23 protein-coding genes and 2 pseudogenes are annotated in these 20,739 nt (G+C 33.6%); 10 read left to right on the forward strand and 15 right to left on the reverse strand.

Annotation, left to right across the window (positions count from 1 at the left end):
* Window positions 1-209: 209 nt before the first annotated feature.
* Both CW751_RS09500 and CW751_RS09505 read left to right on the forward strand, forming a co-directional pair.
* A complete protein-coding gene (locus CW751_RS09500) occupies window positions 210-875 on the forward strand; it encodes a phosphatidylserine decarboxylase family protein (protein ID WP_101334769.1) in 666 nt (221 codons plus the stop codon).
* Window positions 876-911: 36 nt separating this feature from the next.
* Window positions 912-1,148, forward strand: coding sequence for a hypothetical protein (locus tag CW751_RS09505; RefSeq protein WP_101334770.1), 237 nt, complete (start codon window positions 912-914; stop codon window positions 1,146-1,148).
* 109 nt (window positions 1,149-1,257) lie between these two features.
* On the opposite strand, the gene CW751_RS09510 is transcribed toward CW751_RS09505, so the two are convergent.
* On the reverse strand, window positions 1,258-1,812 hold the full coding sequence (locus tag CW751_RS09510) for a 1-acyl-sn-glycerol-3-phosphate acyltransferase (protein WP_101334771.1): 555 nt from the start codon (window positions 1,810-1,812) through the stop codon (window positions 1,258-1,260).
* Window positions 1,813-2,048: 236 nt separating this feature from the next.
* Here CW751_RS09510 and CW751_RS09515 point away from each other — a divergent pair, with 236 nt between their 5' ends.
* Entirely contained in the window at window positions 2,049-3,275 is a 1,227-nt protein-coding gene (locus tag CW751_RS09515; RefSeq protein ID WP_133122188.1) for a hypothetical protein, read from the forward strand.
* Window positions 3,276-3,458: 183 nt separating this feature from the next.
* Here CW751_RS09515 and CW751_RS09520 read toward each other — a convergent pair whose 3' ends face one another.
* Window positions 3,459-4,250: an ABC transporter substrate-binding protein gene (locus CW751_RS09520; protein WP_101334773.1), complete on the reverse strand. Its 792-nt coding sequence runs from the start codon at window positions 4,248-4,250 to the stop codon at window positions 3,459-3,461.
* A 6-nt stretch (window positions 4,251-4,256) separates the two neighbouring features.
* Window positions 4,257-5,618: a pyridoxal-phosphate dependent enzyme gene (locus CW751_RS09525; protein WP_101334774.1), complete on the reverse strand. Its 1,362-nt coding sequence runs from the start codon at window positions 5,616-5,618 to the stop codon at window positions 4,257-4,259.
* 261 nt (window positions 5,619-5,879) lie between these two features.
* Between CW751_RS09525 and CW751_RS09530 the strand changes: the two genes are divergently transcribed.
* Window positions 5,880-6,359: a hypothetical protein gene (locus CW751_RS09530; RefSeq protein ID WP_101334775.1), complete on the forward strand. Its 480-nt coding sequence runs from the start codon at window positions 5,880-5,882 to the stop codon at window positions 6,357-6,359.
* A 390-nt stretch (window positions 6,360-6,749) separates the two neighbouring features.
* On the opposite strand, the pseudogene CW751_RS16115 reads toward CW751_RS09530, so the two are convergent.
* Window positions 6,750-6,875, reverse strand: a pseudogene (locus CW751_RS16115) (IS91 family transposase); the annotation flags it as partial.
* Window positions 6,876-7,160: 285 nt separating this feature from the next.
* Between CW751_RS16115 and CW751_RS09535 the strand changes: the two are divergent.
* From CW751_RS09535 to CW751_RS09550, 4 genes are all read left to right on the forward strand, one after another.
* Window positions 7,161-7,976 (forward strand): hypothetical protein, encoded by an 816-nt coding sequence (locus tag CW751_RS09535; RefSeq protein WP_133122189.1) that lies wholly within the window; start codon window positions 7,161-7,163, stop codon window positions 7,974-7,976.
* A gap of 139 nt (window positions 7,977-8,115) precedes the next feature.
* Window positions 8,116-8,745, forward strand: a complete 630-nt coding sequence (locus tag CW751_RS09540; RefSeq protein WP_101334777.1) for a CatA-like O-acetyltransferase — start codon at window positions 8,116-8,118, stop codon at window positions 8,743-8,745.
* Between the two features lie 116 nt (window positions 8,746-8,861).
* Window positions 8,862-9,317, forward strand: coding sequence for a GNAT family N-acetyltransferase (locus CW751_RS09545; RefSeq protein WP_101334778.1), 456 nt, complete (start codon window positions 8,862-8,864; stop codon window positions 9,315-9,317).
* Window positions 9,305-9,829 (forward strand): GNAT family N-acetyltransferase, encoded by a 525-nt coding sequence (locus CW751_RS09550; protein ID WP_101334821.1) that lies wholly within the window; start codon window positions 9,305-9,307, stop codon window positions 9,827-9,829. The genes CW751_RS09545 and CW751_RS09550 overlap by 13 nt, the downstream gene beginning before the upstream one ends.
* On the opposite strand, the gene CW751_RS09555 is transcribed toward CW751_RS09550, so the two are convergent.
* The 3 genes from CW751_RS09555 to CW751_RS09565 all read right to left on the reverse strand — a co-directional run bounded on the left by CW751_RS09555 (window position 9,818) and on the right by CW751_RS09565 (window position 12,174).
* Window positions 9,818-10,183, reverse strand: coding sequence for a transposase (locus CW751_RS09555; RefSeq protein ID WP_101334779.1), 366 nt, complete (start codon window positions 10,181-10,183; stop codon window positions 9,818-9,820). The two genes, CW751_RS09550 and CW751_RS09555, sit on opposite strands and share 12 nt — an antisense overlap.
* 1,098 nt (window positions 10,184-11,281) lie before the next feature.
* Window positions 11,282-11,704 carry a DUF2147 domain-containing protein gene (locus tag CW751_RS09560; RefSeq protein WP_101334780.1) on the reverse strand — a complete coding sequence of 141 codons (423 nt, stop codon included), beginning with the start codon at window positions 11,702-11,704 and terminating at the stop codon, window positions 11,282-11,284.
* Between the two features lie 44 nt (window positions 11,705-11,748).
* Window positions 11,749-12,174, reverse strand: coding sequence for a DUF2147 domain-containing protein (locus CW751_RS09565; RefSeq protein ID WP_101334781.1), 426 nt, complete (start codon window positions 12,172-12,174; stop codon window positions 11,749-11,751).
* A 190-nt stretch (window positions 12,175-12,364) separates the two neighbouring features.
* Between CW751_RS09565 and CW751_RS09570 the strand changes: the two are divergent.
* Window positions 12,365-13,647, forward strand: a pseudogene (locus CW751_RS09570) (replication-associated recombination protein A).
* 35 nt (window positions 13,648-13,682) lie between these two features.
* Here CW751_RS09570 and CW751_RS09575 read toward each other — a convergent pair.
* Complete coding sequence (locus CW751_RS09575) at window positions 13,683-15,197, reverse strand: NAD(P)H-hydrate dehydratase (protein ID WP_101334782.1); 1,515 nt, start codon at window positions 15,195-15,197, stop codon at window positions 13,683-13,685.
* Window positions 15,198-15,201: 4 nt separating this feature from the next.
* Entirely contained in the window at window positions 15,202-15,603 is a 402-nt protein-coding gene (locus CW751_RS09580) for a hypothetical protein (RefSeq protein ID WP_133122190.1), read from the reverse strand.
* Between the two features lie 347 nt (window positions 15,604-15,950).
* On the opposite strand from CW751_RS09580, the gene CW751_RS09585 reads away from it, so the two are divergent.
* Window positions 15,951-16,577 carry a 2OG-Fe(II) oxygenase gene (locus tag CW751_RS09585; RefSeq protein WP_240612557.1) on the forward strand — a complete coding sequence of 209 codons (627 nt, stop codon included), beginning with the start codon at window positions 15,951-15,953 and terminating at the stop codon, window positions 16,575-16,577.
* Between the two features lie 770 nt (window positions 16,578-17,347).
* Here CW751_RS09585 and ychF read toward each other — a convergent pair.
* The 6 genes from ychF to CW751_RS09620 form a co-directional block, all read right to left on the reverse strand.
* Window positions 17,348-18,445, reverse strand: coding sequence for a redox-regulated ATPase YchF (gene ychF / locus CW751_RS09595; RefSeq protein WP_101334785.1), 1,098 nt, complete (start codon window positions 18,443-18,445; stop codon window positions 17,348-17,350).
* A 331-nt stretch (window positions 18,446-18,776) separates the two neighbouring features.
* Window positions 18,777-19,328, reverse strand: a complete 552-nt coding sequence (locus CW751_RS09600; protein WP_205677811.1) for a hypothetical protein — start codon at window positions 19,326-19,328, stop codon at window positions 18,777-18,779.
* 33 nt (window positions 19,329-19,361) lie between these two features.
* Entirely contained in the window at window positions 19,362-19,778 is a 417-nt protein-coding gene (locus CW751_RS09605; RefSeq protein WP_101334787.1) for a hypothetical protein, read from the reverse strand.
* 41 nt (window positions 19,779-19,819) lie between these two features.
* On the reverse strand, window positions 19,820-20,149 hold the full coding sequence (locus CW751_RS09610) for a PIN domain-containing protein (protein WP_240612558.1): 330 nt from the start codon (window positions 20,147-20,149) through the stop codon (window positions 19,820-19,822).
* A 4-nt stretch (window positions 20,150-20,153) separates the two neighbouring features.
* The gene (locus CW751_RS09615) at window positions 20,154-20,477 is read right to left on the reverse strand and encodes a type II toxin-antitoxin system PemK/MazF family toxin (RefSeq protein WP_101334788.1); all 324 of its coding nucleotides are present in this window, start codon (window positions 20,475-20,477) and stop codon (window positions 20,154-20,156) included.
* A complete protein-coding gene (locus tag CW751_RS09620; protein ID WP_101334789.1) occupies window positions 20,468-20,713 on the reverse strand; it encodes an AbrB/MazE/SpoVT family DNA-binding domain-containing protein in 246 nt (81 codons plus the stop codon). The genes CW751_RS09615 and CW751_RS09620 overlap by 10 nt, the downstream gene beginning before the upstream one ends.
* Between the last annotated feature and the right edge of the window lie 26 nt (window positions 20,714-20,739).

A 20,739-nucleotide genomic window follows, 5' to 3' on the forward strand; every position in this document is an offset into this window, starting at 1 on the left:
AAACGTCAATAACAAGTGTTTTCTTTAATTTGACAAGATCCGCCATATTTGAAAATCTTGTTTTTTAAAATATGACCAGCTAATCAAAAAAGGTGTTTCTAACACTTTATTGATTTAACTGTGTTTTCCGATAAGAATATGATGACGGATAATTGTGAAATAACTGAATTAGTTTATTTTTACGGTTTGATATAATTTTAGCAACAACCATGAAATTACACAGAGAGGGATATTTGATTATCACAATAGGATTACTGATACTTATCGGTATTCAGGGCTTGAACTACTACTTATGGACACTCCATGATTTGTGGTGGATATATGCTATTTTAACCATCGGCGTTTTGGTTATGGCTTACCTAATTATTCAGTTTTTCAGGGTGCCTAAAATAACATACATTGAAAAAACAAATGAAATTATTTGCCCCGCTGACGGAAAAATTGTTGTGATAGAAGAGGTAGAAGAAAACGAGTACTTTAAAGACAAACGAATTCAAATTTCTATTTTCATGTCACCTTTAAATGTACATGCCAATTTCAACCCTATTTCAGGTATAATCAAATATGCAAAATACCACGCTGGATTATTTTTAGTAGCCTGGCATCCTAAAAGCTCAACAGATAATGAAAGAACAACCTTTGTTATTGAACATGAAAACGGCAAAGAAGTACTTTTTCGTCAAATAGCAGGCGCTTTAGCTCGTCGTATTTGTTATTATGTTGAGCCAGGAGATCAAGTCAAAGCTGCAGAGGAATTTGGGTTTATCAAGTTTGGCTCTCGTATAGATTTACTACTTCCGCTTGACACTAAGATTGATGTGAAGATTGGTGATAAAGTGAAAGGTAGAAAAACACGAATTGGGGAATTAAAATAATTATCTTATTTTTGGAACAACATAATACCAAACACAATGAAAAAAACAGTAATGATTTTAACCCTAGGATTGTTTTTCGGAACAATGGGATACTCTACTACAGCAACTGCTGGAACACTAACGCAAATTGAAAAAACAGATTGCAAAGACAAAGATAATTGCACAAAAGATAATTGTTGCAAGAAAAAGTCTGAGAAAAAATCTTCAGAAGCTAAAAAAGCATGTGGCAGCAAAAAAGGAAAAAAAGCATGTTGTAGCAAGAAAAAAAGTTAATAGTAGACTTAAATTGATACAAAAAACGGAGCTCTAAGGCTCCGCTTTTTTTTATGTACACTTTTTTATCTCTCTCTATATATAAAGATATTTAGCCATTTCAATAGACTTATTCATCTTCAACAGCACGAATTCCATTCTCTGGAAACTTGCCCCTAAACTGACTGAGTTCTTTTTTAATAAAAGCAATGTCTTTATCTATATCACCTGTTGGTTCAAATAATTCCAAAAACCCACCCGTTTTTGTTGGATAATCCATATACCCTATGTAAATCGGCACCTTAGCTTTTAAGGCTATGTAATAAAAGCCTTTTTTCCAATTTGGGCTATAACTACGTGTTCCTTCGGGAGTAAAAACCATGTACATAGATTCGTTATTTTCAAAGTATTCAACCGCTTGATCTGTAAAATTGTTGTTCTTTTTTCTATCGACTGGAATACCTCCTAGTTTTTTCAAAAACCAACCCATCGGCCAGAAGAAAAGTTCCTTTTTAATCAAATATCTACCTTTTACGCCGTAATGCATAAAAGCCAATTTCCCGATGATAAAATCCCAATTACTGGTATGCGGTCCCATTACTATAATCGCCTTATCAACACCTTCTGGATTGTCTTTTATCGTCCAACCCATTCTTTTTAAAATCCAAATTGCAACCTTGCTCATAATTGTATAGTTTAAGCTGTTTTTAGAAAAAAGTAGTTTACTTCCTTAAAATGTATATGGTTTTCATTACTTTTATACAAAACACATTACAAAGTTAGTTTTAAAAACCATAATTAATAAATCCAGTGCATAATTATCATCGAGTTTTTAAGGTCTTAGCGGTATTTATTTTTTTAATTTTTTTATGGTTAATAATTACTGTTTCTACCTTCTCATTTTCAGCTAAAAACATTGAATTGGGAAAATTCCTCGATGAGGATATAAATTTTGTAGTGAGTTTAAATACAGAAAAGGCAATAAAAACAACATTAATTGATCTTTTATACAAATCAGAACTTTCTGAAAACGAATTAGCCTACTTTGATACAGATAAAAAACAAACAAGCATTCAAAATAAGGGAATTGCCATTAATAAAGAATTAATCTATTTCTATGATGTTGAAAACAATGCAACGATACAAGGGTTTATTTGTCATATAAATGATGAAAAAGCTTTTAATCGAATAAAAATTGATGATAAAAAGTTGATTAAAAATACAAATGGCAAGCAAGGAATACTCATTATTTTAAATAAAAATGCGGATAGCGCAAATGTAAAGCATGCCGAATCTGTGGTTAGAAAAGCCATGCAGACAACTCCAAATCAATTTTCTTACAACAATGAAAAACCAGTATTAAATGTTCGCTTTAAAGGAAATGAACATACTTATGCCAATAACGTTTCCGTAAATTTAGAGGTTAAGGACGATAAAATCATTATAAATGGTTCAGGGACAAAAAACCATAACCTTTTAAACCTCATCAATGAACATCATGTTTTTTCCCATGAAAACGAAAGAAAACATCTACATATCCAAGCAGGGAAAATCCCAAATAGTTTATATAAATATTTTACAATTATTCTTGAAGATCTGAATTTAGATTTACCTCAGATAATAGCGCAACAATTAGATCTCTATGGCTTTTCTATTGAAAACATTAGTGGATCAACCACTTTTCTACCAAAGATAGATTGGTTATTAAAGTTTGAAACGCCATTGAATTTAAAAGAAAGAATGAAGGCAATAGAGTCGCAAAATGATCGGATTGAGATTATTGATAGTAGCAGTTTTAAAATAGGTAGTATTCAATATTATTGTCAACAAATTTCTGAAGATGAAATCTATATAGGTGTAACAAAAAATCCAAAACTTGAAAAACATATCAGCACTTCACTACCGTTTATAAAAGGAGACCCTGCTGTAACCTTAAACATTGAAGGTGAGGGATTAATTGCGCAAATCGTGAATGTAATGCCGCCCGTAAAAAATTCAAAAGACTTCCTTGAAAAAATAGAGCATTTTGAAATAAAGATCGTTGATCAAGGAGAGGATAAATTAGGTATTGAAGGTGAAATTAAGTTATACGAAGATCAATTAATAAGCACTGAGCTACTATTGTTAGCATTGAAATTCGCAGGTTAGACTTTAAGACATTTCGGAAGCTTTACATCACTATCCCTGTAAAATGGTTTTGTGTTTTAATATAATGTGCCAAGTGTTTAGCATCAATTCGTAAGCATTGAAAGTAATACATGCAAAAGAGACTAAACCTCTGAACTTATATCATTTTGAATATTAAAGCGTAGTAAATGGTAGTAAACACATTTAATAAGTTCCCAAAGCTCTCAATTGATTCAATAATGATTCAAAATATTTGGGTGCATGCGCTAAACGAGATCCATACCAGGAAAAATACTCACCATCTACCAACATTATTTTGGCATGAGGAAAATGTTCCTGCACAGTTTGAAAATGCTTTTGTTTAAAAGGATAAGGTTCCGTACTTAAAAATACAAAGTCAGTTTCAGGTAATTGATCTAAATCAAGACTTGGATAGCGCTCTTGATTTCCCAAAACATTTACCATTCCTAAATGTTGAGTTAAAACTACATCAATAAAAGTGTTAGAACCAACTCCCATGTATGGATCTTTCCAAATTAAATAAGCAACTTTTGGTTGACTTCGCAATGGTTTTAGTTGTTCAAAGCTATTTTTTATACGATGAATTAGGTCTTGAGCAGTATTTTCAACTTGGCAAATACGTCCTACTTGAGCGATCATTTCCAAACTATCTGTTAGGTTATAAATGTCACTTACATAAACAGGTGCTATCTCCATTAAGGCAGAAATATCACTTTTTGTATTCTCTTCTTTATTGCCAATAATTAAGTCAGGATTTAAGTCTGCAACCTTAGAGATATCAACATCTTTTGTTCCTCCAATTCGTGTTTTCGAACGAAACCATTCCTCGGGATGAATACAGAATTTAGTGATCCCAACAACCTGTTCACCTAGGCCGAGATCATAAAGCAATTCAGTTTGAGAAGGAACCAATGAGACTATGCGCATTGGCTCCTTTTCAATATTAATGGTATTACCTAATTGATCTATTAACATTCAATTTTAAGACATTGCACTAATTAAATCGTGGCGAGTTATGATGTTAAATTTATCATCACCTAAATCGACCAATACAGCAGGAACTTCTTTATTTATTAATTTTGAGAGTTCTTTTATACTCGCTGATGGCTTAACTATAGGAAGTTTTGGTCCCATAATCTTTCCTATCGGTTCATCAACCAATTGTTGATCACCTACAATTTGATTTATCAGCGTTGTTTCATCAATTAAACCTACAAACTCGCCGTCTTTTTTAACAGGAATTTGGGATATTTTAAAAGCACGCATTTTGGCAACAGCATGAGAAGCTAATTCTTCTACCCCAACAGTAACTAAAGGTTGGTCTTTGTGACTTTCTATTAAATCATTAGCAGATTGGTATTCTTCCTCTAAAAACCCTCTTTCTCTCATCCAATCATCATTGAACATTTTACCAACATATCGACTTCCATGGTCATGGAATAACACCACAACAACGTCATCTTTTTTAAACATGTCTTTCATTTGGAGTACGCCTTTGATTGCAGATCCAGCAGAGTTACCAACAAAAATACCTTCTTCACGTGCTAATTTCCGTGTATAAATTGCAGCATCTTTATCCGTTACTTTTTCAAAATGATCGATTACATCAAAATCAACGTTTTTAGGTAAAATATCCTCTCCAATACCTTCGGTGATATAAGAATAAATCTCATTTTCATCAAAAATTCCTGTTTCGTGATATTTTTTAAATACAGAACCGAAAGTATCAATACCCAAGATTTGAATATCTGGATTTTTTTCTTTCAAATATTTCCCTACACCAGAAATAGTTCCACCTGTACCTACTCCGACAACGAAATGTGTTATTTTACCATCTGTTTGCTCCCAAATTTCTGGTCCTGTTTGCTCATAATGAGCAACACGATTTGCTAAATTATCATATTGATTCACATACCAAGAATTCGGCGTTTCTTCAGCTAAACGCTTAGAAACAGAATAATAAGAACGTGGATCTTCAGGCTCCACATCGTTTGGACAAACCACTACCTCTGCGCCAACGGCACGTAAGATATCCATTTTCTCCTTACTTTGTTTATCACTCAATACACAAACAAGTTTGTAGCCTTTAATAATTGCGGCCAATGCCAATCCCATTCCTGTATTCCCTGAGGTTCCTTCAATAATGGTTCCTCCTGGTTTTATCCAGCCTTTTTCTTCGGCATCTTCAACCATTTTCACAGCCATTCTATCCTTAACGGAGTTTCCTGGGTTAGTTGTTTCTACCTTTGCCAAAACAGTTGCGTCAATTCCTTCAGTCAATTTATTCAACTTCACCATTGGCGTATCTCCAATCGTTTCAAGTATGTTGTTGTAAATTTTCATCGTTAGTATTTTCGACAAAGATACAAAGACTTAGCGCATGAGAAATAAATCCTTAAGAAATATCTTTTTCAGATTAGTAAACTGACTTACATATCTTTTGATCTATGAAATTATTAAGGTTAATAAGGGTGAAACAACACATCCATTAAATAAGACAGTAAAGCTTTAATTAATTTGTTAAATTTGAGTTGAAATATACAGGCGATATATGCGCAATTGCGTATATCCAGTTGTTGTGCATAATTTGATAAAAATCACGAAATGAATAAAATAGTTGGAATTTTATTGACAATTTTACTTCTGATTTCCTGTAAGAATTCACAAAAAATGGAAACGGAAAATAAGTCTGAATCTAAAAACGAACTCACTCAAACGGAATTAATAAAATCGGAATCAAATCAAACCGAATTGATTGTTCAAAAAATACTTGACTTACCCAAACTTCAATGGATTTTTCATCCTGAATTGAAAGAAAGACTACCAGTAAAAGTTTTGGAAACAGAAATGATTGAAAAAAACTTTAATCTTAAAAAATTCGGACAAAAAGTAAGAATATTATCAAAGTCGGAATTAGAAAACGAAGGAATTAAAGACTTTGTGATAATAGACAAAATAAAAATAGAGAAAGACACGGCGGAATTTGGGCTGTCTTATAAAATAGAAGGTGCTGGTTGTAGTGGAAAGTTTTTTAAACAAAATGGAGAATGGAAAATTCGAGATTATTCTGTATGGGAAAATTAAAAAAACTATGCACAATAACTAAGTATTCGGCGTGCCGATTACGCCCTACGGTTGTGAGATCGCTTCGCTAAGTTGGTCAACGCTGAACTACGAAGTACTCATGAATACCTTAAAAAACAAACAAGAATGAATAATACCATGTTGACGGATCCGGATTTACTTTCACCGTACTGAGCCTGCCGAACGTATGGGGAAAACGTTTTAATACATTATTTTTGAAAGATGATTTAGTGGTTTGCAGACTCGAAAGTGTACGTGCATTTCTCATTTAAGTTGGTTGATAACTATTCATTTTCACAAAACCCGCGTAGTTATTAAGCTTTCGCTGTTTATATTTCTATTTCACTATTTCTAAGCCATAACTTCTCCATTACGTCAATATCGTTGCATTTATACTGTTGATTTATTGACACTTAAAGTTTCTCTCCAGTTTTCTGGTGGACCTCTTCCATCAAAAAGTAAAACTGTGATTAATTTTCCTTTTTTACACCTTGGACATCGCCTGTGATGTGTTGGATTTTCCTTAATAATTTCGGACGTTTTCTTTTCATTCAATAACTTTTGAAGTTCGGGTAGCTCCTCAAACTAGCTTGTATCCAACAAAACCAACTTCATAAAGCTGCCGGTTGCCGTCGGGGTGGGAATTGAAGCTTCGGGTTTTGGTTTGTAGCCGTAGAATTACACGTCTAATTATACGCTTACAAACGCTTATTACTTTTTGATGTAAATTGTTTTTTTTTGAGTAAAAACATAGCGTTTTAAAGCTATTAATATGTTATAATTGTTAAATTTGAATAAAAGTTGGCTAAACGTAATACGATTAGCCAATTGTTGGCAAACATGAGAAGTACACACTTCACTACAGACAATAATATCAATCGAAAAACAGTTTGTATAAGTTACCAAAAAATTAATTATTCGATGTTGAAGAAATCATTATTTATACTTTTAGTTGGTCTTCTAGCTTCAACTATAACTATTGCCCAAAAAAACCGAATATCAATATATTCAGGGTTATTTCATAATTACTTTGACGGTTCTCCAATGCTTAACGTCAATTACCATTCTGATGAGTGGGGCTTTTTTAAGAATAGATTTTTTAGTTCATTTGGGATTGCATATCAAAGAAAGTTGAATTCTAAATCAAGTATTTATATTGATGTTGATTATAGGACGAATGAATGGAAACATATATTTCCTAATTTAGAGACAAATGCAGTTCAAGCGAGGGAGAATGTTACGGCAAATCTCGGCTATAAAAGAAACTTTATGCTGTCTAAAAAATTTAACTTCATATATGGAGGAGGTATTAACTTTAGAAGGGGTCATGAATCAATCCTCGTTTCTTATGGTAAATTCATCGGTACAGATTTCTATCATTCAAACAGTGTGTCAAGAAATGTAAATGATTTTGGTTTAAATATTAGAACCGGAATTGAGTATACTCCAGTAAAATGGTTAACATTATATTCAAAGTTTAATCTTATTGGATTTTTCTTTCTTGATGATCGAGAAACAATAGATCTTTTACAAAGAGATTACGAAGGTTACGGTTACTCTGAGTACCCCCATAGGTTTGATTTGTCTTGGCGATTTGGAGTTGGCTTTAACTTCTAAAATAAATGCACGATTTGCTAACAGCAAATAAGCACAATCCCGAATCGTACCTCTCGGGACTGTGCCTATTTGCGAGACGTTAGCTGTAACCCCTAAACCAAAGAATACGTATTCATAAACTTAATACAACAAATTATTAATGAAAAAAATAGATTTAACTAAATGGAAAAGAAAAGAGCATTTTGATTTTTTTTCAAAAATGGCAAGTCCAACTTTCGGGATAGTTACAGAAGTTGATTGTGATGAATGCTATAAAAATTCTAAAGAAAACGGTATATCTTTCTTTGCAAATTACCTTCATAAATCAATGATTGCAGTTAATTCTGTAGATGAACTAAAATATAGAATCGTTGATAATGAAATAATAGAATTCGAAAAAGTTCATGCTGGAATAACTGTTGGAAGAGAAGACGAAACTTTCGGCTTTGGATTTGTTAATTTTACTTTAGATTTTGAGACTTTTAACGCAGAATTAAAAAATGAAATTTTAGCAGTAAAAAACTGTTCAGGATTAAGACTAAATAACGATGATATTAAAAAGGATTTAATTCGTCATTCAACTATTCCATGGAATTCATTTAGCGGATTATTACATCCTACAAATTTTGACCAAAAAGAATCTGTTCCTAAAATAACATTTGGAAAGTTTACTATCCGAGAAGGAAAAAGGATGTTACCGATTTCTATAGAAGCTCATCATGGATTAGTTGATGGTTTCCACATAGCAAAATATTTAACTGAATTTCAAAATCAACTCAATACAAAATAACAATTTGCTTTTAAATATTGAATATATTTATGATTGTGTAAGCAAATTGCCTCAATGCCAGAATATGCAAATCGTTAGCGGCAACCTTATCTGAACAACCATCAAAACAAAAAAAAATGGACATAATCATTAGAAAAGCAACAGAAAAAGACAGTCATAAAATTTGGGTTTTAATGAAAGAATTAGCTGTTTTTGAAAAATATATTGACAGTTTTGCAATTACGCCAGAAGTTGTAAAGAACAGTGGTTTTCGGAAAAGCCCACCTGACTTTCATTGTATTGTAGCCGAAGACAACGATAAAATTGTGGGAATATTGGTCTATTATTTTTTACCTTACACTGCCCAAAACAAACCTGCAATTTATATGAAAGAACTTTATGTGGACGAAAATTATCGTGGTCGGAAAATTGGCGAACGACTGATGAACGCTTTGTGGGATGAAGCGTTGGTGCATAATTGCGAACAAATAAAATGGACGGTTGCACCTTGGAACAAAGCAGGTCAAAAATTTTATGAAAGGTTGGGTGCTAATCAAAATAATGAATGGCTAAATTACGAATGGAATTTATGAAAATAACACGAATAACGACCAATGAAATAGACCAATTGCAAAAAATTGGAAGACAGACTTTTTACGAAACATTTTCGACAGGTAACACCCAAGAAAACATGCAGAAATATTTAGACGAACGATTTTCCATTGAAAAGCTGACGGCTGAATTGAACGACAAAAACGCCATATTTTATTTTGTCCAACTTGAAAATAAAATTGTTGGTTATCTGAAAATAAATTTTGGCGATTCTCAAACGGAATTAAAAGACGACAAGTCTCTTGAAATCGAAAGAATTTACGTACTTAAAGAGTTTCAAGGAAAAAAAATCGGACAAATTCTTTATGATAAAGCAATTGAAATAGCCAAGCAGAAAGATGCAGATTATATTTGGTTAGGCGTTTGGGAAGAAAATCCAAGAGCAATCAAATTTTACAAAAAAAATGGTTTTGTAGAATTTGATAAGCACATTTTTAAACTTGGCAACGATGAGCAAACAGACATTATGATGAAACTAAAATTAACAAACTAACAAACTAAAACGGAAGAAAAGAAGGCAGCCGCTAAAACAATTAAGCATCAATGAGGTCAAGTAAGGCTTGAGTTCATTGTCTTGGTGTTGAACTCTGCCTTTGGTGGCGGGTTCGAAGCCTAAAAAAAACTTTAGCATAAATACGCGCTGCTTTAACTGCGAGTATCTGTCGTAAATGGTATACAAGGGATTACGGTTGTCTGGAATAAATGAACTTATTCTTTTTAACAAGCCATGTTTTCTCTCTAATTGCTCCAAATAAATCAAGGCTCCATCAGAACTTATCTCTTGAGCTGAAAAATCTACTAAAACCTCCTTTTTACCTCGATAAAATACTGTATTTTTGATACTCATAATTGGGTGTGCTAAAAGTGTATGTTTTTTATGTTTAAGGACTTTAAAAATAACACTTTGCACCCTTTTATCCTATCTTTCTATGAATTTTTCGGGTTATTTTTGTATCGTATAAAACTACCCCAAATTTGGGTATCAGTCCTTAATGTTTGAATTCTTTTGATTTTATATTTCAATTGTAATTTGTTGATATAGAATACTATTATCATCAAATCACGAATCTCATCTAAAATACAAAATAATCTCATGAACCGAGCTTGCGAGTTCAACGAAGTTAATAATTCTATCTAACAAATTGACTAAGTTACTAAAATCAGCTATTTTATATCACAAAAGCCCCGCTACTTTAGAATACAGGTAATATTTTGATTCACGATTTTTTTTGTCATCATTTTTGTATTGCTACGCGACAAAAATGCCGCCAAAAAGAATTATACCGATATTTATAGCCCCGCGTTGCGCTTTGCTTACACGGGGCTATAATTACTTGACACCTTCAGCGTCAGGTGTAATTCAATCTAACCCGAATTATTCACCAATCTTAAAGTTTAAGAATATTAACATTTGTAAGTCAGTATTTTAACTGTATTTCCTGTAAAATTTGAGAAACCCATTTTTGGGTATTTGTGTATTTGTAAGATTTTGATTTAATTTTGATCTATTCGTCGTTACAAGCCCCGCGAAATATACATATATTACTTTAGGTCTTGTGCCTAGAATAGATTTAAAATTAAATGCATGAATAATCCGGGCTAAAAAATTCGACGTAGTCGATGAAGTTTGCTATTTTATGTTACAAAAGACCCTGTCTTGGAATCCGGGTTATGCTGAACATTATTTTTTGTAATCGGCTCAACTATTGATAATAATCCTTAGTATAGTTTTTATTGCACAGCTGAAAACAAAGTATTTTTTATTTCGCAAAAAGTAAGGGGAATAAGTTTGTTGCCCTGCCCCGGCGGTGGCGAAAAGCTTGGTGCACTTGATGTGCTATTACTCACGTTTTTGAAGAGCGACCTTGGAAGCTCCTTAAAAAGCGATGAAGTAATGCGCATTCAAGAAGGCAACTTGGAGATAAAGACGGAAAAAGGCCTTAATTTACTTTCTTTTCCAGTACTGTGTCCTGTAGAACCAACCTAAATATCCACGCACAGCGAGCTTATTATCTTCCATAAGCCATATTTTAGCATCGTAAACCTTACCGTTATTAGGATCTAGAAGCACGTCATCTGCTGTCCAATACTTTCCATCTTTTGTTAATCCAGACATGATTTCCATTCCAATTACGGGCTGATCTTTTCTGTAATCAGTACAGTCATAACATTTTGCTTTTGAAATAGGGATATTTAAATTGTGCAATTCGACGATTTTTCCGTATAGTTTTCCATCTTTCAAGTAAATTTTAACTTCAGATTTTAACTGCCCACTTTCATCATCATAAGTTTCCCATATCCCTTCTATAGATTGGGCATTCGTGTGAAGGAAAATAATTCCAAATAAGAGCGCTAAAATATATCTCATTGCGTTTTTTTATAAAGCTATTAAAAATTTCTGAGTATTAAATGTTATTGTTTCCTTTTCCAATATTGGGTTTCATATAGCCATCCCAGATATCCACGCATAGCTAATTTGTTTTCGTTGATTAACCATATTTTTCCGTCGTATTCCTTGCCGTTTTCGGGATCTAGTAAAACTTCGTCTCCCTCCCATTCATCTCCCGACTTTGAAAGACCATTCATAAAAGTTAAACCTACTAATGGTTGATTTTTTCTTTCCCCTTTGCATTTCAAACATTTTTTATCATTTTGATTGGCTTTGGAGTTATAAAACTTGAGCATTTTGCCATATAACTTTCCATTTTTTACGTAAAGTTTTACATCTGATTGTAATTCACCTGATTCACTAAATGTTTGCCAAATCCCTTCAACAGTTTGCGTATGTGAAACAAAAGAGAAAAAAGACAACATGAGTATGAGTAAAGCGTTATTCATAATTAATTTATTTTCTGATTAACAATATTAAGTGTATTAAGTTTTTTGTAGAATACTCATAAATGTCTAATAAATTAATTTTCTTTCGTTAAGAAATCCTAAAAAAGCAGTCGACCATGTGATTAATAGTTCATGCGAGAAAGCACAAAAAATCTCGTTTTAATCCTTACTTTTGTATTAAAAATCAAATATGTTGAACGCACCCACTACCCCATTAGCAGAACGTATGCGACCAAAAAGTTTGGACGAATATGTGGGACAAGAACATTTATTGCAAAAAGGTGCCAGTTTAAGAAAATCTTTGGATGCTGGTGTTCTTCCTTCTTTAATTTTATGGGGACCGCCTGGTGTTGGAAAAACAACTTTGGCTACCCTACTTGCTAAACAATTAAAACGGCCTTTTTATACGCTCTCAGCGATTTCATCGGGTGTGAAAGATGTACGAGAGGTCATTAAAAAAGCTGAAAACCAAGGAATGTTTGAACGGGCTGGCGCAATTCTGTTCATAGATGAGATTCACCGATTCTCTAAAGCACAGCAAGATTCTTTACTTGGAGCGGTTGAAAAAGGCGTGGTAACTTTAATTGGTGCGACGACAGAAAATCCGTCTTTTGAGGTAATTTCCGCATTGCTTTCTCGATGTCAGGTTTATACTTTAAAATCTTTGGATAAAAGTCAGCTTGAATTGTTGCTTAATAACGCTTTGCAAAGGGATGAGTATTTGTCACAGCTCGACATTAAACTTAAGGAAACCAATGCCCTTATTCGCATTTCGGGAGGTGATGCTAGAAAACTGCTTACATTGCTAGAAATTGTGGTGAATACTTTTCCAAAGGATGCCAAAATAGACGTGAAAGATGATGATGTTTTTTCTATCGCTCAGCAAAACATTGCACGATATGACAAAGATGGAGAGCAACATTACGACATTATTTCGGCATTTATAAAATCTATTCGAGGAAGCGATCCCAATGCTGCGGTTTATTGGTTAGCCAGAATGATTGAAGGAGGTGAAGACGCTAAATTTATTGCTCGAAGATTAATTATTTCTGCCAGTGAAGACATTGGTTTGGCTAACCCTACAGCGCTCATCATGGCGAACAATACTTTTCAGGCGGTGAACACAATTGGTTTTCCTGAAGCAAGAATTATATTGTCGCAATGCACGGTTTATTTAGCAACTTCGCCAAAAGGTAATGCAAGTTATATGGCTATAAATCAAGCTCAGGAATTGGTAAAAAAACGGGGAACCTGCCCGTACCACTGCCTTTAAGAAATGCACCTACAAGATTAATGAAGGAGCTAGACTATGGGAAAGGTTATAAATATTCGCATGATCATCCGGGCAATTTTGTTACTCAAGAATTTATGCCTGATGAAGTTAAAGGAGCGACGTTTTTTAAAGCTGGAAGTTCAAAAAGAGAACAAGATATAGAGAAGGAGATCAAAATGCGATGGGAAGGAAAATACTAATCAATTATTAATATTTTCACCTTCCCATTACAATGTTACGCATTGAGAAGCACCTTAAATGCATTTCCTATTTCTTCAATTATCGTTTCTGCTGTCATGGCGTATTCCGTTAAGCGTTCTGCAGCAAGCTCACCTGCAACACCGTGCAACACCAATCCAACCTTTGCTGTTTCCTCTGGTGTATATCCTTGAGCTAACAATCCAGTTAGAATACCTGTCAATACATCTCCAGTACCTCCTGTTGCCATACCTGGTGTTCCATTAAGACTAAATAAACACTTTCCTTCAGGTGTACAAACAATGGTTCTTGCATCTTTTAAAACAATATAAACCTTGTGTTTCATTGAGAAGCTGGTCAACAACTCAAGTTGTTTTAGACTATCTGTGGTGTCACCTGCTAATCCTCTAAATTCTTTCACATGAGGTGTAAGAATACTGTTTTCAGGCACTTTATTTAATAGTTCTGGATTTTCAGCAATACAATTAATAGCGTCCGCATCTATTACCACGGGACGATCGATTTTATCAAGAAAATTAGATAAAAACTGAACGGATGCCGCTGAAGTCCCCATTCCAGGACCAATTCCGTATGTATATTTTTCATCTATTTCGATTTCACCTTCTAATTGATGTTCTCCATATCGTGTTTCACACATTGCAACAGGCACGCGTTGTTGAAGTATTTCTAAACCAACCGATGGAACTGTTGAGGTTATTAGTCCTACGCCTGAAAAGCTTGCTGCCTTAGTCATTAAAACTGCTGCTCCAATCATTCCCTTGCGGCCTCCTATTAGGTTGGCGTGTCCATAATTTCCTTTATGCGTAAAAATAGTTCGCTTCTTTAAAGATGTTCCAACTAGTTCAGTTGTCAAATAAAAATATTTACTATCTATATCATTTGCATAAGCGTAGTCTAAACGGATATCTAAAACGATAATTTTCCCGACTGAATTTCCACCTTCTAAAAAGAAAAATGAAGGTTTAGGAACGTGAAATGTTAATGTGGTATCGGCAAGAACAATCGTATCATCAGGACTATTTAATTGATCGCAATACAAACCTGATGGCAAGTCAATAGCAATAACACTTTGTGTTAAGGAGGTATTTATTTTTTCTATAAAACTTGCTACCATATTTGCAGCAGGACGTGACAAACCGATACCAAATATTGCATCTATTACAATTCTTCCTGTAAGGTTAACCTCTTCGAAATCTGCTTCTGTTTTTACAGATTTTATCTTACAGTCAGATCGTTTTAACTTTTCTAATTCATAGGTATATTCTGGCGTATATGTATCACTAACTTCAAGCAATACACATTCTACGTCGTAGTCATTTCGTGTTAAAAACTGCGCCAAAACTAGACCGTCTCCGCCGTTATTTCCTGGCCCTACAACTACTGTATACGCATATTTTAATCCTAGGTTATGTTTGATCCAAAAATATGTTTTACTTGCAGTTCGCTGCATAAGATCTGCACTTGTTATGTTTTGTCGCTCCATCGTAATGGATTCTAACTCTCTTATTTGCTGTGCATTTAGTAATTTCATATATCTATTTTTGTTTTTGGAATGTTAACTTATTTGGTCCTATAGGGTAAATGATATTGAGCACTAGCTCCTCTTCATTCAATTCTTCTATCAACAAAAGTTCTGTACCATTTGTTTCAAGAAACTTTGACTCATATTTATAATCAATTAATTTTAAGGTGTCTGATGCTATGTAAAACATGCGTTCATGCAAAGGAACAACAATTCTTCCTTGAGAATCGACGTTAAAAACTTGACCATCTTGGGAAAATTTTAATCCTGAATGAAATCGCTTGAATGGCTGTTCACTCTCCACTAATCGCCAAGATCCATCCATTAATTGTTCTTTGACATTATCTATATTTGATTTTTCATTTGTACATGAAATTAATAATACGAAGAACAATAGAATAAAATGAAAACGCATATCAAGTTTTTTATGAAACCCCAAAGATAATGAAAACTACTCACATTTTATGCTACAAAAGACCTCTGTCTTAGAATATGAGAAAAGTGACTTTTTATTTGTCATATTTATTATTCGTCACTTATGGTTTGAATCTAGGTTTCTATACAGAATCTCAGTAGGTCAAGTGTTTGAATTCTCATGTAATTAAAACACAATTCAAGTCATAACTATCTGATAATTTAGTGTAGCGCAAAACTTTCTCTTTTAATAAAAAGTGAAGATCGAAATGTTAAAATGAGGTATAAAAATTAAAATCCATTACTATTTATATATTTTTTAATCTACTTTTATCCCGATTAAATTAAATGAAAAGAAACCTTAAGTTTTGGGATGAACAAATGGATTTGTTGGCCCAGCAGGATTATGTAATTATCGACCAATTTCTAAACCCCGAACAATTAAAAAACATCCACTCATTTTTTGAGCAGAAACAGTACGAAGGTGCTTTTGATAAAGCTGCAATTGGTCAATCGGGTAGCGAGAAAGTCATCAAAGAAATACGAGGAGATTACACCTATTGGTTAAATCGAGATGTAGACACACAAATCACTCCTTTATTCTCTGTTTTTGAAGAAGTAAAAAACATAATAAACCAGCTCATGTATTTGAGTTTAGCCGATTATGAATTTCATTTGGCTCATTATCCAAAAGGTTCTTATTACAAGAAACACCTCGATCAATTTGATGGCAGAAGAAACAGAATGGTCAGCATGATTATTTATTTGAACAAAGATTGGCAAAAAGGCGATGGCGGCGAACTCAGGGTCTATCCTGAAAACAACGTTCCTATTGATGTTGAACCACTAGAAAATAGATGTGTTCTTTTTAGGAGCGATGTGCTTTTTCATGAAGTTTTACAGGCAAATACTTCGAGGAAAAGCATAACGGGTTGGATGTTGTATCAGTCTACTGAATTACCACATTTGATGTAAAAAAATAGTGCAACTGTTGAACCAAGGTATTGTAAAGAAAAATGTAAGTTTATTCGGACGCGCTTTATTTTTTTTAGAAGTTGTAGCGCGCTGAAAATCGCTAATAATGGCGGAAGCTCTGGAGCTTGCGGATGAGATCACCGACATTATCGACTTTTAGAAGTGAAGACAAGAAAAAATATCAGGCGCTAGATTTTTTTGTTTCTTTTTGGAGCAATGCGAAAAAGAAAAGAAGCTAATTCTAGCTGCAAGCCTTGTATAAAAGCTGTCTTGGATGATTGAGTGGAGAAATTTTTGAATGCGATTTAAATGGATAACCCTAATGAAAATTAAAAAAGGTGATAAAAAATCAAGATTTTTCATCACCTCTTATTAAAATTTAATTGGGCTAACAAGATAGGTCGTTAACTCTTTATGTTGCAAATTGTAATCGATAAATTACAATTTTTTCATTATTAACACACGTAATAAATTGATTTGTAAAGATTTCTCGTCGCCCCGAATTCTCGGGACTCTGTCGAAATGACAAGGTTGTAAAGATAGATGGAAAAAACGAGGAAAAGCTACGCTTTTCCTCGTTTTTTCCTTTACCAACTCTAAAGTGAATGTCATTTCGATCATCCCTAAAATCTTTGGTTTTTGGGATGGAGAAATCTTTTAGCAAATAGTGATTAATTACCGACTAATTTTGGTCACCCAAATATTTTATTTAAGCGAAAGCAGGAAAAGTGCTGAGTCCTATTCCCTCTCCTTAAAATGTCAACGCATTTTTAGACATTAAATCTAAAATGCATTATATCTCCATCTTGAACGATGTATTCTTTTCCTTCAATTCCGAATTTCCCTGCTTCTTTGCAGGCAGCTTCAGAACCGTATTTTACAAAATCTTCGTATTTCATTACTTCGGCACGAATAAATCCTTTTTCGAAGTCGGAGTGTATTACTCCAGCAGCTTGTGGTGCAGTTGATCCTTTGAGGACTGTCCATGCGCGCACTTCTTTTACTCCTGCCGTAAAGTAAGTGTCTAAGTCCAATAACTTGTATGCCGAACGAATCAAACGGTTTACACCTGGTTCAGTTAAACCAAGTTCTTCCATAAACATTTGACGTTCTTCGAAAGTATCTAATTCGATAATATCGGCTTCAATTTGAGCTCCAATGACCAAAACTTCAGCTTCTTCGTCTTTTACCGCTTCTTTTACTTGGTCAACAAATTTATTTCCGTCTTTTACAGAAGATTCATCAACATTACATAAATAAAGAACAGGTTTTACGGTAATGAGTTGTAATTCATTTACGTGTGGCCATTCGTTTTCATCGAATTCCATTGAACGCACAGATTCCCCCGACTCTAAATGATTCTTGATTTTTTCTGCTAATTCAAAAGCTCTTTTTGCTTCTTTATCGCCAGATTTAGCTGCTCTGGCCAAACCGTTTAATCTTTTCTCAACTGTTTCAAGGTCTTTCAATTGCAATTCATAGTCAATCACCTCTTTGTCGCGAATTGGATCTACAGAACCGTCCACATGAACAATGTTATCGTTCTCAAAACAACGTAAAACATGAATAATAGCATCAGTTTCACGGATATTTGCCAAGAATTGATTTCCTAGTCCTTCTCCTTTCGAAGCCCCTTTTACTAACCCAGCAATATCAACGATTTCCATTGTTGTAGGTACAACGCGCTCTGGTTTCACCAGTTCTTCCAATTTCTCTAAACGAGGATCTGGAACAGAAATCGTTCCTACGTTAGGCTCGATAGTACAAAACGGATAGTTTGCCGATTGCGCTTTTGCATTCGATAAACAATTAAATAAAGTAGATTTACCTACATTCGGCAATCCAACAATTCCACACTTTAATGCCATTTCAAAAATATTTTGACGCAAAGATAATGCTTGGGATTGATTAAAAGTAGAAAAGAGATTGGAATTTAGAATTAGTTCTTGACGCTGTGCGAATGCAAGCGTTTTGAACTGAATAATTTAACAATTCAAGGAGAACTAAACCATTATATGAACCAAAAGAGTCATAGATTTATGATTAGAATAAAATTCTCTAAATGGCTAACATCTGATAAGGTTTTTAGAAGCAAAAGCTAGATGTACTAATCTGGGCAGTTTATTGAGAGCATAGTTTCAAATCCATCTGAAACCTATAAAAGGTAAGTTGAAAGAATACCTATACAAATCCTCACTTCTAATATTTCACAAAAAAGATAAGGTATTTTTCAGCTGGAACACTAGAACTAAGTTCTTCATTGTAAGAATATAGAACCTGTCTTGAGATACCAATTTTGGAATCGGGTGATACGTTTCGGTACTCCTTAACAATTTGTAATCTTGAAACTTTTGTCCAAAGTTGCTCAATATCTGTATTCAGTTTTGAAGAGATAATTTGAAATTGAGTTGAGTCATAAGGCAATGGAGCATACTCAAAGAGAAGGTCATTAATATTAATCTCATCTTCTACAAAGTATGAGGAGCTTTCGTACGTCCAAAACAAAGTGTCATCGTTTGGTTGCATTTTCCAAATTCTATACTCTTGCATTCCTGTTCCATCAGTTTGCGACTCAAAGAGAATTGGCAAAGTATCATTGTTAACTTGAATCGTTGATAAATTATATTCATACGCAGCTTCAAGCGTGTCCCCAACTACAAAAAGTAAAAAATTCCCCTCCGATTGATAATGATTTTGCTCTGCAGGTGGGACTTGTTCTTTTTTACACCCAAAAAGAAAAAAACCAAGCAAAATAAATATATACAACTGTCACATATATGTTCATTAATTCTTAACAAAAAGATATCTATAATCATCACCGCACGAATTTCGTCCTACCTTTAATGTATCCGTATTGAAGGAATAAATCAGATGGTTATTTAACCATTTATTCCCTTCACTTCTGAGCCCACCTATTCCTTCTTCAAATTTCAATATGTCTTGTGATTTTACGAGTCTTCCCGATTCAACTTTATTACCACCTCGATATGCCTTATACTTACCTTGCCTGCATAATTCGAGTCTTAAATCTGGATTTATAGGAGTATCAACGACATTTCCACATCCACCGACTTGAAAAGAATGTATAGAAATCCAAGTTCCAACCAAGTTTTTATACTCTCCTTTTAACTTTTGTTTTTTACAACTTATAGTCAATGCAAATACGACGAAAATAAAAATAAAATGTTTTGATATTTTCATATTTTTTTGAACTAAAAATTATTTAATAAATCTTTACATCACTAAATTAGACTTTTTATAAATTCATCAGGTGTCATAATGGGAAGTAATGACTTTTTAAAGTCCTTACCATTTCTGGTTAATATTATATCGCATTCTGCTTCGGTTGCATTAAAATATTGCAAAGCATCTTCAAAATCAGCAAATGATGAATTTAATCCCTTCTCAATAGTTTGTTCATTTAATGAGCAAATTTCACTTATGATTTTAAACTTTTGCGGCGGCCTGTTTTTAAATCTTTTATCGAAGATACAAACTTTTACATATACATTAGTGTAAAAATCGAAGGGTTGCACAGGCTGACCATCAAAGGATATGTTACCTGCTGCCATTTAATTAATCGACAAATGTTTCTCTTATAACTTGCTTACATAATAATATTTCATTGTCCGAAAGAGTGCCTAGGTTTTTAATGACCCTGGTTTTATCAATGGTTCGAATCTGATCGACTATCACCCAACCAATTTGTTTGTTGTGTTTAACTTTTACTCGAGTTGGGTACTTCTTGCTTTTCGTAGTCATTGGTGCAATCGTAATTGTTCGCAAATTATCATTAATCTCATTTGGGGAAATAACTACACACGGTCTTGTTTTCTTTATCTCACTACCTAGCGTTGGGTCTAGATTGACTAAAACGATGTCGTATTGTTCTAATTCCATTCGTCGAAATTTTCATCCTCAAAAACATCCTCAAAGAAAAGTTGGTCGTCACCTTCCTTATTCATTCTTTTGAATGCGTTATCCCAACCTTTTCTAGGCTCACTAATAGGCTTAAGTATAATTTGTCCTTTTTCCATGATCAATTCAACCTTATCTGAAATATTATATTTCTCTAAGATGATTTTGGGTAGCCGAAAGCCCTTTGAATTACCTATTTTTATAATCGAAATCTCCATAACATAAACTATTGTGTATATACAAA

Source organism: Brumimicrobium salinarum, assembly GCF_002844555.1.
Lineage (GTDB): Bacteria > Bacteroidota > Bacteroidia > Flavobacteriales_D > Crocinitomicaceae > Brumimicrobium > Brumimicrobium salinarum.

Excerpts from the sequence above, each read along its gene's own strand:
- CW751_RS09500 (WP_101334769.1), top strand. The coding sequence starts at position 210 with ATGAAATTACACAGAGAGGGATATTTGATTATCACAATAGGATTACTG.
- CW751_RS09505 (WP_101334770.1), top strand. The coding sequence starts at position 912 with ATGAAAAAAACAGTAATGATTTTAACCCTAGGATTGTTTTTCGGAACA.
- CW751_RS09510 (WP_101334771.1), bottom strand. The coding sequence starts at position 1,812 with ATGAGCAAGGTTGCAATTTGGATTTTAAAAAGAATGGGTTGGACGATA.
- CW751_RS09520 (WP_101334773.1), bottom strand. The coding sequence starts at position 4,250 with ATGTTAATAGATCAATTAGGTAATACCATTAATATTGAAAAGGAGCCA.
- CW751_RS09525 (WP_101334774.1), bottom strand. The coding sequence starts at position 5,618 with ATGAAAATTTACAACAACATACTTGAAACGATTGGAGATACGCCAATG.
- CW751_RS09530 (WP_101334775.1), top strand. The coding sequence starts at position 5,880 with ATGAATAAAATAGTTGGAATTTTATTGACAATTTTACTTCTGATTTCC.
- CW751_RS09540 (WP_101334777.1), top strand. The coding sequence starts at position 8,116 with ATGAAAAAAATAGATTTAACTAAATGGAAAAGAAAAGAGCATTTTGAT.
- CW751_RS09545 (WP_101334778.1), top strand. The coding sequence starts at position 8,862 with ATGGACATAATCATTAGAAAAGCAACAGAAAAAGACAGTCATAAAATT.
- CW751_RS09550 (WP_101334821.1), top strand. The coding sequence starts at position 9,305 with ATGGAATTTATGAAAATAACACGAATAACGACCAATGAAATAGACCAA.
- CW751_RS09555 (WP_101334779.1), bottom strand. The coding sequence starts at position 10,183 with ATGAGTATCAAAAATACAGTATTTTATCGAGGTAAAAAGGAGGTTTTA.
- CW751_RS09560 (WP_101334780.1), bottom strand. The coding sequence starts at position 11,704 with ATGAGATATATTTTAGCGCTCTTATTTGGAATTATTTTCCTTCACACG.
- CW751_RS09565 (WP_101334781.1), bottom strand. The coding sequence starts at position 12,174 with ATGAATAACGCTTTACTCATACTCATGTTGTCTTTTTTCTCTTTTGTT.
- CW751_RS09575 (WP_101334782.1), bottom strand. The coding sequence starts at position 15,197 with ATGAAATTACTAAATGCACAGCAAATAAGAGAGTTAGAATCCATTACG.
- CW751_RS09580 (WP_133122190.1), bottom strand. The coding sequence starts at position 15,603 with ATGCGTTTTCATTTTATTCTATTGTTCTTCGTATTATTAATTTCATGT.
- CW751_RS09585 (WP_240612557.1), top strand. The coding sequence starts at position 15,951 with ATGAAAAGAAACCTTAAGTTTTGGGATGAACAAATGGATTTGTTGGCC.
- ychF (WP_101334785.1), bottom strand. The coding sequence starts at position 18,445 with ATGGCATTAAAGTGTGGAATTGTTGGATTGCCGAATGTAGGTAAATCT.
- CW751_RS09605 (WP_101334787.1), bottom strand. The coding sequence starts at position 19,778 with ATGAAAATATCAAAACATTTTATTTTTATTTTCGTCGTATTTGCATTG.
- CW751_RS09610 (WP_240612558.1), bottom strand. The coding sequence starts at position 20,149 with ATGGCAGCAGGTAACATATCCTTTGATGGTCAGCCTGTGCAACCCTTC.
- CW751_RS09615 (WP_101334788.1), bottom strand. The coding sequence starts at position 20,477 with ATGGAATTAGAACAATACGACATCGTTTTAGTCAATCTAGACCCAACG.
- CW751_RS09620 (WP_101334789.1), bottom strand. The coding sequence starts at position 20,713 with ATGGAGATTTCGATTATAAAAATAGGTAATTCAAAGGGCTTTCGGCTA.